Here is a 14,293-nt window from a genome sequence, read left to right as displayed (position 1 = left end):
GCGGGGGCGGAGCCCCGCGGGGGTCCAGGGGGCGCGGCCCCCCTGGCGGGGTCGAAGGGGCGCAGCCCCTGGGACGGGACGGGCAGGGGCGGCGGGGGCGAGAAACCCCCCGGGCGGACAGCGCGGCAGCCCGCCGACGGGGGAAGATCGGCGGGCTGCCGCTCGGTGCGGGCCATGGTCCTAGTGGACGGAGTGCTCCTCCAGCGGGAACGCCCCGCCGACGACGTCCTCCGCGAACGCCCTCACCGCACCGCCCATGACCTCACGCAGATCGGCGTACTTCTTCACGAACTTCGGCACCCGCCCGGACGTCAGCCCGAGCATGTCCGTCCACACCAGGACCTGCGCGTCCGTCTCCGGCCCGGCCCCGATGCCGACGGTCGGGATGTGCAGCACCCGGGTCACCTCGGCCGCCAGCTCCGCCGGCACCAGCTCCAGCACCACCGCGAACGCGCCCGCGTCCTGCACGGCCTTGGCGTCGCGCAGCAGCTGCTGGGCCGCCTCCTCGCCGCGCCCCTGCACGCGGTAGCCCATGGCGTTGACGGACTGCGGGGTCAGGCCGATGTGGGCCATGACCGGGATGCCGGACTCGACGAGGAGCCGGATCTGCTCGTGCGAGCGCTCGCCGCCCTCCAGCTTCACGGCGCCGACGCCCGCCTCCTTCACCAGCCGGGTCGCCGAGCGCAGCGCCTGCACCGGGCCCTCCTGGTAGGAGCCGAAGGGCAGGTCGCCGACGATCAGGGCGCGGTCGGTGCCCCGGACGACGGCCGCCGACAGCATGGTCATCTCGTCGAGGGTGACGGGCACGGTCGTCTCGTACCCGAGGTGGCAGTTGCCGGCGGAGTCGCCGACCAGGAGGACCGGGATGCCCGCCTCGTCGAACACGGACGCGGTCATCGCGTCGTAGGCGGTGAGCATGGGCCACTTCTCGCCGCGTTCCTTGGCGAGGGCGATGTCGCGGACGGTGATGCGGCGAGTGCCCTTGCCCCCGTACAGCGTCCTGCTGCCGTCGGAGGGCTTCGTCTGGGCAGCCGAGAGCTGCGTCATTGCAACGGCTCCTAACGTCATCTCGAGGCGCCCTGACGGCGTCCCCGGACCGCCTCCATGGTGGCACCTCGTGCCACTCGGGGCCAGAGGGACCCCGCGTGATCCCTGGCGCACGGCCCGAGCGTAAGGCCTCGGTAAAGGAATTCAGATACGAGACGGTACCGTATTGGAATTGCCCTAGGCTCTGGCGTCATGACTACTCCTGCCGTACCAGCCCGCCGGATACCGGAAGAGGTGCACCGGCGCCGCTGGGCGATCCTCGGCGTGCTGATGCTGAGCCTGCTCATCGTGGTGCTGGACAACTCGATCCTGAACGTCGCGATCAAGACGATCTCCACCCCGGCGCCGACCGGTCTGGGCGCCACCCAGAGCGAGATCGAATGGGCGATCAACGCCTACACCCTCGTCTTCGCGGGTCTGCTCTTCACCTCCGGCCTCATCGGCGACCGGCTCGGCCGCAAGAAGGTCCTGCTCGGCGGGATCCTGGTGTTCGGTATCGGCTCGGCCCTGGCCGCCGAGTCGGGCTCACCCGGCGAGCTCATCGCCTACCGCGCCCTGATGGCCCTCGGCGCCGCGTTCGTCATGCCCGCCACCCTCGCCGTCCTGATGAACGTCTTCGAGCGCGAGGAGCAGCCCAAGGCCATCGGCATCTGGGCCGGCGGCGTGGGCCTCGCCATCGCCATCGGCCCGATCACCGGCGGTCTGCTGCTCGACCACTTCTGGTGGGGCTCGGTCTTCCTCATCAACGTGCCCATCGTGATCCTCGCGCTCGCGCTGATGGTGTGGCTGGTGCCCGACTCCCGCGACCCGAGCCCCGGCCGCCTCGACCCCGTCGGCGTCGTGCTGTCCGTCGTCGGCCTGGTCCTGCTCGTCTACGGCATCATCAAGGGCGGCGAGCTGGCCGACTTCACGGACGCCAAGGTGCTGGCGACCATCGTGGCCGGCCTGGCCGTCCTCGCCGGCTTCGTGATCTTCGAGAAGCGCAGCGACCACCCGTCCCTGGACGTCACCTACTTCAAGAACAAGGTCTTCTCGGCCGCCATGAGCGCCATCGCGCTGGTCTTCTTCGCGTTGATGGGCGTGACCTTCTTCTCGGTCTTCTACACCCAGAGCGTGCGCGGCTACTCGCCGCTGCAGTCCGGTCTGCTGATGCTGCCGCTGGCCGCCGCCCAGATGATCTTCGCACCGCGCGCCCGGCTGGTGGTCGACCGCTTCGGCAACAGGGCCACCACCACGGCGGGCCTGATCGTGATCGCGGCGACGCTGGCCGCCTTCGCCGGCTTCGAGGCCGACACGCCGATCTGGGTGCTGGAGGTCGTCTTCTTCCTCATGGGCACCGGCATGGCGCACATCATGACCCCGACCTCCGTCGTCATCATGCAGGCCCTGCCGCGGGAGAAGGCCGGCTCGGCCTCCGCCCTCAGCAACACCTTCCGCCAGGTCGGCGGCGCCCTCGGCATCGCCGTGCTCGGCTCGGTCCTGTCCACCGCCTACCGCAACGGCATCGAGGACAAGCTGGGCCTGCTGCCGGCCGGCCTCAGGGGAACGGCGGGCGAGTCCGTCGAGGCCACCCTCGGCGTCGCCGAGAAGCTCGGTCCCCAGGGCGAGGCCCTCGTCGGCCCGGCCAACGACGCCTTCCTGCACGCCATGCACGTCACCGCGCTGTGCGGCACCGGCGTCGCGCTCATCGGCGCGGTCGTGGTGGCCCTCTTCCTGCCGGGCAAGGCGCCGGCGCGTCAGGAGGACCAGGAAGAGGCGCACTTGGTGGCGGCGGGGGAGTAGCCGACGGGGAGAGACTCGGTCAGGCGAGCTCGGTCAGGGGGACTCGATCAGGCGAGCTCGGTCAGGCGGACTCGATCAGGGGAACAGGACCAACGGGGGAGGAGGCAGCTGCGCGACAATCGGAGCGCAGCAGGCGAAAGGACGGAACGACGTGAGCCTTGCCGACAGCCGGCCCCGGCCGTGCGGCCCCACCCGGGGCCGCCCCCGCAGTGAAGCGGTGGAGCAGGCCATCCTCGAGGGCGTGGTGAAGCTCCTCGAGGAGGGCGTGCCGCTGGCCGAACTCTCCATCGAGCGCATCGCCCGCACCGCCGGGGTCGGCAAGGCGACCATCTACCGCCGCTGGAGCGGCAAGGAAGAGCTGTTCGTCGACGCCATGCGCACCGCCGAACCCGAGGACCCCGAGCTCCCCGGCACCTCGATGCGGGACGACCTGGTCGTGCTGCTGGAGTCGCTGCGCCGACGCGGCCTGGTCAACCGGTCGTCGGCGATCCTGCACAACGCGCACGTCCAGATGAAGAGCAGCCCCAAGATCTGGGCCGCCTACCACGCCAGCGTGATAGTTCCCCGGCGCAACCTCGGCCTTGAGGTCCTGCGCCGGGGGCAACTGAACGGCGAACTCCGCGCGGACGTCGACCTCGAACTGGCCAACGACCTGTTCGTCGGCCCCATGCTCACCCGCACGGTCATGCGTCCCGACGCCGACCTCCCCGAAGGGCTCGCGGAAGAGATCGTCGACACGGTTCTCGAGGGCCTACGGCCCGTCAGCCCACCGACCGCCTGAGGCCGCAACCGGAATGTGCGCGTTTCGTCACAGTGCGGGCCGACCGCCCGCGAACCGGAACTCCCCGCGCCGACTTCTTCGTCCTCGTGCCCGTACGGCCGCCACGGGAGGGCGGGAACGAGACCGATCATCCCCTAGGGTCGGAAGAACACAGGGGACGACGGTGTGCACGGCAGGCAGTGAGGCAGACGGTATGGCACAGCAGGCGTACGTGACGGAGACGGACAACGACGGCTCGGGGCCCGAGCGTCGGGGATCCCGGCTTCGACGCCTGGTGAACCGGTTCCTGGACGGCTGGCGCGGCGATCCGCGCATCTGGCGCCGGGGCGTCGTCCTCGCCGTGCTCGCGCTGCTGCTCGCCCTGGTGATGCTGGTGCACTCGCGCATCCCCAACCGGATCGGCAACCTCGGCAGCCTGACCGAGACCTTCCTGCCCTGGCTGGGGCTGGCCGTCCCGGTGCTGCTGGTGCTGGGGCTGCTGCGGAAGTCGGCGACGGCGCTGATCGCCGTGCTGCTGCCGGGGATTGTGTGGCTGAACCTCTTCGGGGGGCTGCTCACCGACAAGTCGGGCGGCGGCGGCGATCTGGTGGTGGCCACGCACAACGTCAACGCCGACAACCCGGACCCGTCCGGCACCGCGCGGGACGTGGCCGCCTCCGACGCGGACGTGCTGGCGCTGGAGGAACTGAAGGCGTCCGCCGTGCCGGTGTACGAGACGGCGCTGGCGTCGACGTACAAGTACCACTCGGTGCAGGGCACCGTCGGGCTGTGGAGCAAGTACCCGCTGAGCGGCGCCCGGGCCGTCGACATCAAGCTGGGCTGGACGCGGGCCATGCGCGCCACGGTGGCGAGCCCCGAGGGGCCGGTCGCGGTGTACGTCGCCCATCTGCCGTCCGTGCGGGTGAAGATCAAGGCCGGATTCACCGCCCGGCAGCGCGACACGAGCGCCAACGCGCTGGGCGAGGCCATCGCCGACGAGACGGTCGAGCACGTCGTGCTGCTCGGCGACCTGAACGGCACGATGAACGACCGCGCCCTCAACGCCGTCACCTCCCAGATGCGTTCGACGCAGGGCGCGGCGGGCAGCGGCTTCGGCTTCAGCTGGCCGGCGTCGTTCCCGATGGCCCGGATCGACCAGATCATGGTCAAGGGCATCCAGCCGGAGAGCTCCTGGACCCTTCCGCGCACGGGCAGCGACCATCTTCCGGTGGCGGCACGTGTGAAGGTCACCACATCGGCAACCGGTTCTTAACCTGCTGGAATACCGCCCCTGAGCGTCTTTGTTCCGTACTTGAACATAGCGAGACGACTGAGAAGTCGAGCATCTGTACGGAACACCCTCTGAAAGGTCTCTCATGCCCCTGGCCCTGCTAGCCCTTGCCGTGGGCGCCTTCGGCATCGGTACGACCGAGTTCGTGATGATGGGCCTGCTGCCCGACGTCGCGGACGACCTGCACATCTCGATCCCCAGCGCCGGGCACCTGGTCTCGGCGTACGCGCTGGGCGTCGTCATCGGCGCCCCGCTGCTCGCCGCGGTCACCGCGCGGATGTCCCGGCGCACGGTGCTGATCGGCCTGATGGCCCTGTTCGTCGTGGGCAACGCGCTCTCCGCGTTCGCCCCCGGCAACGCGTCGCTGCTGGCCGCCCGGTTCCTCAGCGGCCTGCCGCACGGCGCCTTCTTCGGCGTGGGCGCGGTGGTCGCGACGACCATGGCGCCGCCGGAGCGCAAGGCCCGCTCCGTGTCCCTGATGTTCCTGGGCCTGACGGTGGCGAACGTCGCCGGTGTCCCCGTCGCCACCCTCATGGGCCAGCACCTGGGCTGGCGGGCGACGTTCCTGGGCGTCAGCGCGATCGGCCTGGCGGCGATAGCCTCCCTGGCCCTGTTCATCCCCCACGACCACACCCACGCCCCGAAGACCGGCCTGCGCGGCGAACTGGCCGCCCTGCGCTCCCTGCCGGTCTGGCTGGCCCTCGGCACCACGGTGGCCGGCTTCGGCGCCCTGTTCTCGGCGTACAGCTACATCACGCCGATGCTGACGGACTCCGCCGGGTTCGCCGCGTCCGACGTGACGCTGCTGCTCGCCCTGTTCGGCGTCGGCGCCACCGCCGGCAACCTGCTCGGCGGCCGGCTGGCCGACCACTCGCTGCGCGGCACCCTGTTCGGCGGCCTCACCTCGCTCGGGGCGGTACTGCTCCTCTTCCCGGTGCTGATGCGCGCCGAGTGGAGCGCGGCGGCCGCGGTGACCCTGCTCGGCGTGGCGGCGTTCGTCACGGGCTCCCCGCTGCAGCTGATGGTCATGGAGAAGGCGTCGGCCGGGCCCTCCCTGGCCTCCTCCGCCAACCAGGCGGCCTTCAACCTGGCCAACGCCGGCGGCGCCTGGATCGGCGGCCTGGCCCTCGCGGCCGGCTTCGGCGTCACCTCGCCGGCGCTGGCGGGCGCGGCGCTGGCGGCGCTCGGCCTGGGCGTGGCCGGCGTGGCGTACGCGGTGGACCGGCGGCAGGTCCCGTACGGCGGGCGGGAGCGCGTGGTCGCCGCGCACCGGCCGGAGCACGCGGAGAGCCTCACCCGCTGACCCGGCCCGCGGACACGGGGAAGGGGCGCCCGGAGGTCACCGGGCGCCCCTTCGCGTCGCCCCGGCCGCTGCCGGGCGACAGCCTTCGTCTCCGTGACCCGCGCCTGGATCCTGCCGATGCTGTTCGTGCTCTGCGGCTCGGTCGTCGCGACCGCGTCGGCTCTGGCGGGGAGCGCCGGCGCCGCCGTGCCGGCCCTTGCGGTGTTCGTGCTCCGCGCGGGCCCGAACTCGCCCCTCGTCTTCCCGAGGTCGACCGGAGCGGTGGAGGCCCGCCGCAGTGCGGCCGACGGCCGGCCGGTCGTCCACCGGCGGCCGGGATGCGCGTACTGTCTGCGCATGCGCATGCGCATGCGCCTGCGGTTGGGCCGTCGCGCCCGCCGGCTGCACTGGGTCGACATCTGGCGTGACCCGGCCGGAGCCGCGGCCGTGCGGGCGGTCAACGACGGCAACGAGACCGTGCCGACCGTCGTCGTGGCAGGGCAGCCGCACGTCAACCCTGATCCTCGACGGGTGCGCGAACTGGTCTCCCGCTCCGGGTGACAGACGGCTGCTCCGGTTCGGCCGCCTCGCAACTCCGCGAGGTACAGGCGCGGATCGCTGTGCGCCGATGCAGAGGCCCACGGCCCCTCACCCACGACCCTCCGGGATGTCGAACCGCGCCAGGTCCCGCAGCCACGCCCGCGCGTTGCCGTCCGACGGGGCGCGCCAGTCGCCGCGCGGGGAGAGGGAGCCGCCGGCCGAGACCTTCGGGCCGTTCGGCATGGCCGAGCGCTTGAACTGGGCGAACCCGAAGAAGCGGCGGCAGAAGACCTCCAGCCAGTGCCGGATCTCCGGCAGGTCGTACGCCACCCGCTTGGCCTGGGGGAAGTTCGGCGGCCAGGCGCCGGACTCCGGGTCGTGCCAGGCGTGCCAGGCCAGGAAGGCGATCTTCGACGGCCGGAAGCCGTAGCGCAGTACGTGGAAGAGGGTGAAGTCGTGCAGCGCGTACGGGCCGATCTTCGACTCCGTGGACTGCATCTCCTCGCCCGGGACCAGCTCCGGGCTGATCTCGGTGTCGAGGATCGCGGCGAGCGTCCGGCCGGTCTCCTCGTCGAACTGGCCGCTGCTGATGACCCAGCGGATCAGGTGCTGGATCAGCGTCTTCGGCACACCGCCGTTGACGTTGTAGTGGCTCATCTGGTCGCCCACGCCGTACGTGGACCAGCCGAGCGCCAGCTCCGACAGGTCACCGGTGCCCAGCACGATGCCGCCGCGCTGGTTGGCCAGCCGGAAGAGGTAGTCGGTGCGCAGGCCCGCCTGCACGTTCTCGAAGGTGACGTCGTACACCGGCTCGCCGGACGCGAACGGGTGGCCCATCTCCTCGAGCATCAGCCGCGCGGTGGGCGTGATGTCCAGCTCGGCCGCGGTGACGCCGAGCGAGTTCATCAGCTTGTGGGCGTTGTCCTTGGTGTGGTCGCTGGTGGCGAAGCCGGGCAGGGTGAAGGCCAGGATGTCGCTGCGCGGGCGGCCGGCGCGGTCCATCGCGCGGGCGGCGACGATCAGCGCGTGCGTGGAGTCGAGGCCGCCGGACACCCCGATGACCACCTTCGGGCCGCCGATGGCCGCGAGGCGCTGCTGCAGGCCCGCGACCTGGATGTTGTAGGCCTCGTAGCAGTCCAGGGCGAGCCGGTCGGCGTCGGCCGGCACGAAGGGGAAGCGCTCCAGGCGACGGCGCAGCCCCAGGTCGGTGAGCGGCGGGTCGAGTGCGAAGGCGACCGTCCGGAAGTCGTCGGTCCGCGCCGTGTGGGTACGGCGGTTGTCGTCGAACGTGCCCATCCGCTGCCGCTCCTGCCGCAGCAGGTCGAGGTCCACGTCGGCCACCGCGTGACTGTCGTCGAGCGGGAACCGCTCGGTCTCGGCCAGCAGCACGCCGTTCTCGTACACCATGGCCTGGCCGTCCCAGGACAGGTCGGTGGTCGATTCGCCGAGGCCGGCCGCGGCGTAGACGTAGGCGGCGAGGCAGCGGGAGGACGCCGAGCGGCACAGCAGCTTGCGGTCCTCGGCCCGCCCGACCGTGATCGGGCTGCCCGAGAGGTTGACGAGGACGGTCGCACCGGCGAGGGCCGCCTCCGCGCTGGGTGGCACCGGCACCCACATGTCCTCGCAGATCTCCGCGTGCAGCACGAGACCGGGCACGTCCCCGGCCGCGAACAGCAGGTCCACGCCGAACGGCACGGCCTCGCCGCCGACGCGGATCGAGCCGCCGCGCTCGTCGGCGCCGTCGCCGATCTGCCGGCGCTCGTAGAACTCCCGGTAGTTCGGCGGGTACGACTTGGGCACCACACCGAGGACCCGGCCGCGGTGCACGACCACCGCGCAGTTGTAGATCCGGTTGCGGTGGCGCAGCGGGGCACCGACGACCAGCACCGGCAGCAGCTCGGCCGACCCGGCGACCACCGTCCCGAGCGCCTCCTCGACCTGGTCGAGCAGCGCGTCCTGGAGCAGCAGGTCCTCGATGGAGTAGCCGCACAGCCCCAGCTCCGGGAAGACGGCGACGGCGACCCCCTCGTCGGCGCACCGGCGCGCCTGGCGCAGGACCGCTTCGGCGTTGGCGTGCGGGTCGGCGATGACGGTGTGGCCCGTGCACGCGGCGACGCGTGCGAAGCCGTGCTGATAGATGGACCAGAAGTTCGACGGAGGCACGGGGCCAGTGTAATCGTCAGAGCGACGCGATCGGGGTGCGGGGGGGTGGTGCGCCGCCACGGACACGGCGAAGGGGCGCGGGGTGTGTGCCACCCCGCGCCCCCTCAAGGTGCCGTCGGCCGGCGGTGCCTCAGTGGCGCTTGTACGACTCGACGTAGCCGTTCGCGGGCGTGCCCACGCCGGTGACGTCGTCGTAGCCCTTCACCGCGGACAGCGAGCTGTCCTTGCCGAGGCTGCGGACCGAGGTCAGCAGGCCGTCGGTGGCGTCGTAGCCGTTGGCGAAGTCCACGCGGGCCACCGCGAGGTCCTTGCCGGCCGGGTGGTCGGTGACGTCGTGGTACACCTTCGACCCGTACTTGGCGTAGATGGCCGGGTTGGCGAAGCCGAGCGCCGTGCCGCCGTGCGCCTCCTGGGCGAGGGCCTGGACGGCCGCGATCACCGGCGCGGCCAGCGAGGTGCCGCCGATGCGGTACTCGCTGTACTGCTGCGACCCGTCCGGGAAGGTCTGGGTCTGGCCGACCTTGAAACCGGTGTTCGGGTCGGCGATCGCCGCGATGTCCGGGACGACGCGGTTGCCGGTGGCGCTGTTGGCCTTGGCGAGCGCGTCCGGGACGGCCTTCTTCTGGTAGAAGGGCTCGGCCACGGTCTTGCTGGTGCCGCCGCCCGCGCCCGAGGTGAAGGCGCCGGGGAAGCCGGTCCAGCTCTTGCCGTCGGCCGACAGCGGGGCCTTCTCGGTGCCCCAGCCGGTCTCCCACAGGTACCTGTCGCCCTTGCCGACGGCCAGCGAGGTACCGCCGACCGCCGTCACCCAGGCCGAGTTGGCCGGGGTGTCGACCTGCTTCACACCGGTGTTGGCGACCTCGTCGCCGTTGTCGCCGGAGGAGAAGTAGAAGCCGATGCCCTCGACCGCGCCGAACTGGAAGACCTGGTCGTAGGCGGCGGCCAGGTCCGGCGTCTGGTTGGCCTCGATGTCGCCCCAGGAGTTGGAGACGATGTCGGCCAGGTGATGGTCGACGATCTTGCTCAGCGAGTCGAGCAGGTCGTCGTCGTAGCAGGAGGCGCCGCCCACGTAGGTGACGTCGGCGTTCGGCGCGACCGCGTGCACGGCCTCGACGTCGAGGGTCTCCTCGCCGTACCAGCCGGCCGCCCCGCACTCCTCGGTGTTGGTGTACTTCTTCGGCAGCACCTGGTGCAGCTGACCGGTCTTCCACGCCGCGTCGCCGTGCTTGCCGGCGTAGGTCTGCGCGTCGAAGGCGATGGTCGGCGAGGCGTAGGCGTCGGTGATGGCGATCCGGACGCCCTTGCCGGTGTACGTGCCGGCGCCGTAGGCGGCGCGCAGCTGCTTGCCGGTGTAGCCCTTGACGGCGTACGGGATCTTCGAGCCGTACGCGTCGGGCAGGGTGCTCGCGACGTTCGAGCCGTAGTACGAGGAGAACGGCCCGGAGTTCTTGAACACGGCGTCCGGCGGCGGCAGCTGGTCCTTGTGGTTCGCCTTGTGCGGCGCGTTGTCCAGGCCGGTGACGGTCAGGACGGCGCCGTTCAGGGCGTCCGGCACCGAGGCCGCCTTCGCGGGCGCCCGGTACGTCTTGGAGCCCTTGGCGTAGTTGTGCAGCTGGGTGCCGAACGCCTTCTCGGCGGCGGCCACGTCACCGGTGACGGTGACGTAGTGCCGCGTGCCCCCGGTGACCTTCAGCCCGGCCGACTTCAGCCAGGACCTGACGGCGGCCACCTGGGCCTTGGTGGCGCCGTAGCGGGCCTGGGCCTGCTTGGCGCTGAGGTACTTGCCGTACTGCGGCGAGCCCGGGTCGGACACCGCCTTGGCGTAGGCCGCGAGGCCGGACGCGTCGCGACCGGCGAAGTAGACCCGGGCGTGGACCTGGGCGCTGTCGGAGGCGGCGCCCTTGTCCGCCTTCGCGGTGGCCCAGGCGGGCTTGGTGCCCGCGAGCGTGTCGCGTCCCGGGTTGCCCGCGGCGTGCGCCGCGGGTATGCCGAGCGCCAGCGCACCGGCGACCATCGGCAGTGTCGCTGCCAGGCTCACGGCGCGCAGGTTGGCGCGGTTGGATCTCATGTAACCCCCTGCGATGCACCTCGCGATGTGAGGCGCATGTAGGCATGTGTGGTTGGTCATCGGCGGTCCGTGCCGGGCCCGCGGCGGTTCGGCCCGATGGATCACACGATGGGGGCCACTCTTTCGATGAACCGTTCATGCCAGGTAAACGTGACAGTCAAGAGAAAACCAAGGAACGGTCACGCAGGGGGATTTGGTGCTTTCGTCCCTCTTGGGCGATTGGGCGTGTCACGAACGCGCTCGCGCCCCGCGTTCCTTGAGCATGCCCGCCATCAGCTGGATCTCCGACTGCTGCGCGTCCACCATGCCCTGCGCGAGCCTCTTCTCCACGCCGACGGCGCACTTCGCCACGCAGCCCTCGGCCATGTGGACGCCGCCCTTGTGATGGTCCGTCATCAGCTGCAGGTAGAAGACCTCCGCCTGCCTGCCGCTGAGGCCCTGCAGCTTCTTCAGCTCGGTGTTGGTGGCCATGCCCGGCATCAGCGCGCCGTCCTTGCCGGCGGGCATGTCGCCCATGCCCATCCAGGTCATCGGCGGGTTCGCCGACACCTTGGGCAGCCCCCACAGGTCGAGCCAGCCCAGCAGCATGCCGCGCTGGTTGGCCTGGGTCTGCGCGATGTCGTAGGCGAGCCGCCGGACTTCCTCGTCCTTCGTGCGGTCGCGCACGAGGTACGACATCTCCACGGCCTGCTGGTGATGGACCGCCATGTCCCGCGCGAACCCGGCGTCCGCCGACTCCGCGCCCGGCGTGCTCGCGGCGGAACCGCCGTCCTCGGCCACCGCGTACGTGATCGCCCCGGCCGCGACCAGCACCGCCGCCGCGGCGCCCGCGGCCCAGCCGACGAGCCGCGTCACTTCATCGTCCCGCCGGTGCACGAGGCACCCGGCTCGGGAGTCTGCTTGCCCTGGACGTAGGTGGCGAAGAACTTGTTCACCGCCGGGTCGTCGGCGCTCTTCGCGGTCAGCTGGTGGCCCCAGGCCGACAGCATCAGCGGCGCCGCCTGGTTCTCGTACGGGCTCATCAGCGTGTACGGCGTCTGCTTCACCTTGGCGGCGAGCGCGTCCACGTCGGCCTTCTTCGCCTTGGCGGTGTACGTCACCCAGACCGCGCCGTGCTCCAGCGCGTGCACGGCGTTCTCGTCCTTCACCGGCGAGGTGTAGACGTCACCGTTGCAGTTCAGCCAGACCGGGTTGTGGTTGCCGCCCACGGGCGGGCGCATCGGGTACTTCACGGCCGTGGTGACGTGCGTCCGGGACAGCTTGCCGGACCAGGTCCGCACGCCGTCCTCGCCGGTGACGAAGTGGCCCGAGTCCCCGGAGCCCTTGGAGTCGCCCGCCGTGTCCTTGCCGCTGTCCGACTGCGAGCGCACCAGCACGACGCCACCGACGACGAGACCGGCGACCACCACCACGCTCGCGGCGACGGTGAGCACCCGGTTGCGCCGCTCGCGGGCCTGTTCGGCGCGCCGCATCTCTTCTATTCGCGCCGTGCGCGCGGCGTTGCTGGTGTTCTTCGCGGAACCCATGGCGGTGTCCTTCTGGGGAAAGGGCAGGGACGGGTGGGGCCCGCTGATCGTAGTCGGGGGAGCGCCGTCCGCCGTAGGGAGGGCGGCGGAAACGGCGGGAAACGATAAGTTGAACGCGGGATGCGCATTATCTACGCTGGCTGCCATGCGGCTGCTGCGCTCCACCGACCTCGCCCTGCGGATGCTCATGCGGCTCGCCGTCGCCGGCGGGGCCACCCCCACGACCCGGGAGGTCGCGGGGGACATGGACGTTCCCTACACCCACGCGGCGAAGGTCGTCGCCGAGTTGCAGCACATGGGCCTGGTCGACGCCCGGCGCGGCCGGGGCGGCGGGCTCGCGCTCACCGAGCGGGGGCGCACGGCGTCGGTGGGCGCGGTGGTGCGCGCCTTCGAGGGCGAGGGCGACGTGGTCGACTGCGAGGGCGGCGCCACGCCCTGCCCCCTGAGCTCCGCGTGCCGCCTGCGGGGCGCGCTGCGGCGGGCCCAGGAGGCGTTCTACGCCTCGCTGGACCCGCTCACGGTGGCGGACATGGTCACCGCGCCGACCGGACCGCTGCTGCTGGAGATCTCCCGGCCGTCCTGAGGGCTCAGCCCCGGGAGGCCAGCCACAGGTCCGGGCCGAAGACCTCGTAGTGGATGTCGGCGGGGGCCACGCCCTTGCCGATCAGCTGGGTGCGCACCGCGCGCATGAAGGGGAGCGGGCCGCACAGGTACGCGCGCGTACCCTCCGGCACGGCGATGCCGCCCAGGTCCACCAGCCCGGACCGCCCTTCCTCCGGGGCCTGCTCCTCGTACCAGAAGTGCGCCGCCGCGTCCGGGAGCTTCGCCGCGTACGCCTCGTGGTCGGCGCGCAGGGCGTGGTCGGCGGGGGAGCGGTCGCCGTGCACGACGGTGACCGGGGCGCTGTGGCCGGTCTCCGCCAACTGCGCCAGCATCGCGACCATCGGGGTCACGCCGATGCCGGCGGAGGCGAGCAGCAGGGGCGTGTCCGTGACGTCGTCCAGGACGAGGTCGCCGTACGGCTCGGACAGCTGCAGGACCTCGCCCACCTGCACGCGCGCGTGCAGGTGGTGGGAGACCTCGCCGCCGGGGGCCGCGTCGCCGCGCACCGCCTTCACGCTGATCTGCCGCACCGTCGTCCCCGGCGCGCCGGAGAGGCTGTACTGCCGTATCTGCCGGGCCCCGTCGGGCAGCTTCACGCCGACGGAGACGTACTGTCCCGCGCGGAAGTCCCGTACCGGTCCGCCGTCCACCGGGCGCAGCCGGAAGGTCATGACGTCGGCGGTCTCGGGGACGCGCTCGACGACCTCCCACTCCCGCCACCCGCGGCTGCCGCTCTCCTCGTACAGCCGCTTCTCGATGGCGATGAGGGCGTTCGCCATCAGCCAGTACACCTCGTCCCAGGCGGCGGCGACCTCCGGCGTGACGGCTTCGCCGAGGACCTCGGCGATGGCGGCGAAGAGGTGCTCGTGGACGACCGCGTACTGCTCGGGCGCGACGCCGAGGGAGGCGTGCTTGTGGGCGATGCGGCCCAGCATCGCGTCCGGGCGCTGGTCCGGGTGGTCCACGAGGTACGTGGCGAAGGCGGCGATGGAACCGGCGAGGGCCTGGCGCTGGGTGCCGGCCGCCTGGTTGCCGCGGTTGAACAGGTCCCGCAGCAGTTCGGGGTGGGCGGCGAAGAGCCCGGCGTAGAAGCGCTCGGTGATCTCGCCGATGGCGGCGCCGACGACGGGGAGCGTGGCGCGGACGGTGGCTGCGGACTGCTCGGAGAGCATGACGGACTCCTCGTGGCTCGACGGGCCCGAGGCGGGCCCGGCACTGATCCACACGCTAT

The 14,293-nt window shown here is 71.8% G+C and carries 12 protein-coding genes; 6 read left to right on the top strand and 6 right to left on the bottom strand.

Annotated elements, in window-relative coordinates; all coding sequences use genetic code 11:
- Window positions 1-180: 180 nt before the first annotated feature.
- A complete protein-coding gene (gene panB / locus ABZX30_RS16105) occupies window positions 181-1,047 on the bottom strand; it encodes a 3-methyl-2-oxobutanoate hydroxymethyltransferase (protein ID WP_355933911.1) in 867 nt (288 codons plus the stop codon).
- A gap of 192 nt (window positions 1,048-1,239) precedes the next feature.
- On the opposite strand from panB, the gene ABZX30_RS16100 reads away from it, so the two are divergent.
- The 5 genes from ABZX30_RS16100 (at window position 1,240) to ABZX30_RS16080 (ending at window position 6,723) form a co-directional block, all read left to right on the top strand.
- Window positions 1,240-2,829 (top strand): MFS transporter, encoded by a 1,590-nt coding sequence (locus ABZX30_RS16100; RefSeq protein WP_355933909.1) that lies wholly within the window; start codon window positions 1,240-1,242, stop codon window positions 2,827-2,829.
- A 151-nt stretch (window positions 2,830-2,980) separates the two neighbouring features.
- Window positions 2,981-3,610 (top strand): TetR/AcrR family transcriptional regulator, encoded by a 630-nt coding sequence (locus tag ABZX30_RS16095; protein WP_355933907.1) that lies wholly within the window; start codon window positions 2,981-2,983, stop codon window positions 3,608-3,610.
- 193 nt (window positions 3,611-3,803) lie between these two features.
- On the top strand, window positions 3,804-4,862 hold the full coding sequence (locus tag ABZX30_RS16090; protein ID WP_355933905.1) for an endonuclease/exonuclease/phosphatase family protein: 1,059 nt from the start codon (window positions 3,804-3,806) through the stop codon (window positions 4,860-4,862).
- 103 nt (window positions 4,863-4,965) lie between these two features.
- Window positions 4,966-6,183 (top strand): MFS transporter, encoded by a 1,218-nt coding sequence (locus ABZX30_RS16085; protein ID WP_355933904.1) that lies wholly within the window; start codon window positions 4,966-4,968, stop codon window positions 6,181-6,183.
- 93 nt (window positions 6,184-6,276) lie between these two features.
- Window positions 6,277-6,723, top strand: coding sequence for a hypothetical protein (locus tag ABZX30_RS16080; RefSeq protein WP_355933902.1), 447 nt, complete (start codon window positions 6,277-6,279; stop codon window positions 6,721-6,723).
- A gap of 87 nt (window positions 6,724-6,810) precedes the next feature.
- Here the strand turns inward: ABZX30_RS16080 and ABZX30_RS16075 are convergent, their stop codons facing one another.
- The 4 genes from ABZX30_RS16075 to ABZX30_RS16060 all read right to left on the bottom strand — a co-directional run bounded on the left by ABZX30_RS16075 (window position 6,811) and on the right by ABZX30_RS16060 (window position 12,459).
- Complete coding sequence (locus ABZX30_RS16075; RefSeq protein WP_355933901.1) at window positions 6,811-8,865, bottom strand: NAD(+) synthase; 2,055 nt, start codon at window positions 8,863-8,865, stop codon at window positions 6,811-6,813.
- A gap of 130 nt (window positions 8,866-8,995) precedes the next feature.
- Window positions 8,996-10,933, bottom strand: coding sequence for a S53 family peptidase (locus ABZX30_RS16070; protein ID WP_355933898.1), 1,938 nt, complete (start codon window positions 10,931-10,933; stop codon window positions 8,996-8,998).
- Window positions 10,934-11,161: 228 nt separating this feature from the next.
- Window positions 11,162-11,788, bottom strand: coding sequence for a DUF305 domain-containing protein (locus ABZX30_RS16065; protein WP_355933895.1), 627 nt, complete (start codon window positions 11,786-11,788; stop codon window positions 11,162-11,164).
- Window positions 11,785-12,459 carry a DUF3105 domain-containing protein gene (locus ABZX30_RS16060; protein ID WP_355933893.1) on the bottom strand — a complete coding sequence of 225 codons (675 nt, stop codon included), beginning with the start codon at window positions 12,457-12,459 and terminating at the stop codon, window positions 11,785-11,787. Before ABZX30_RS16060 ends, ABZX30_RS16065 begins: the two co-directional genes overlap by 4 nt.
- Window positions 12,460-12,604: 145 nt before the next feature.
- Between ABZX30_RS16060 and ABZX30_RS16055 the strand changes: the two genes are divergently transcribed.
- Complete coding sequence (locus ABZX30_RS16055; RefSeq protein ID WP_355933891.1) at window positions 12,605-13,042, top strand: Rrf2 family transcriptional regulator; 438 nt, start codon at window positions 12,605-12,607, stop codon at window positions 13,040-13,042.
- Between the two features lie 4 nt (window positions 13,043-13,046).
- Here the strand turns inward: ABZX30_RS16055 and ABZX30_RS16050 are convergent, their stop codons facing one another.
- Window positions 13,047-14,234: a globin domain-containing protein gene (locus ABZX30_RS16050; protein WP_355933889.1), complete on the bottom strand. Its 1,188-nt coding sequence runs from the start codon at window positions 14,232-14,234 to the stop codon at window positions 13,047-13,049.
- Between the last annotated feature and the right edge of the window lie 59 nt (window positions 14,235-14,293).

The organism is Streptomyces sp. NPDC004542, assembly GCF_040610035.1.
Lineage (GTDB): Bacteria > Actinomycetota > Actinomycetes > Streptomycetales > Streptomycetaceae > Streptomyces.
The sequence above is the reverse complement of the archived record's forward strand: the minus strand, read 5'-3'. Positions and strand labels throughout refer to the sequence as shown.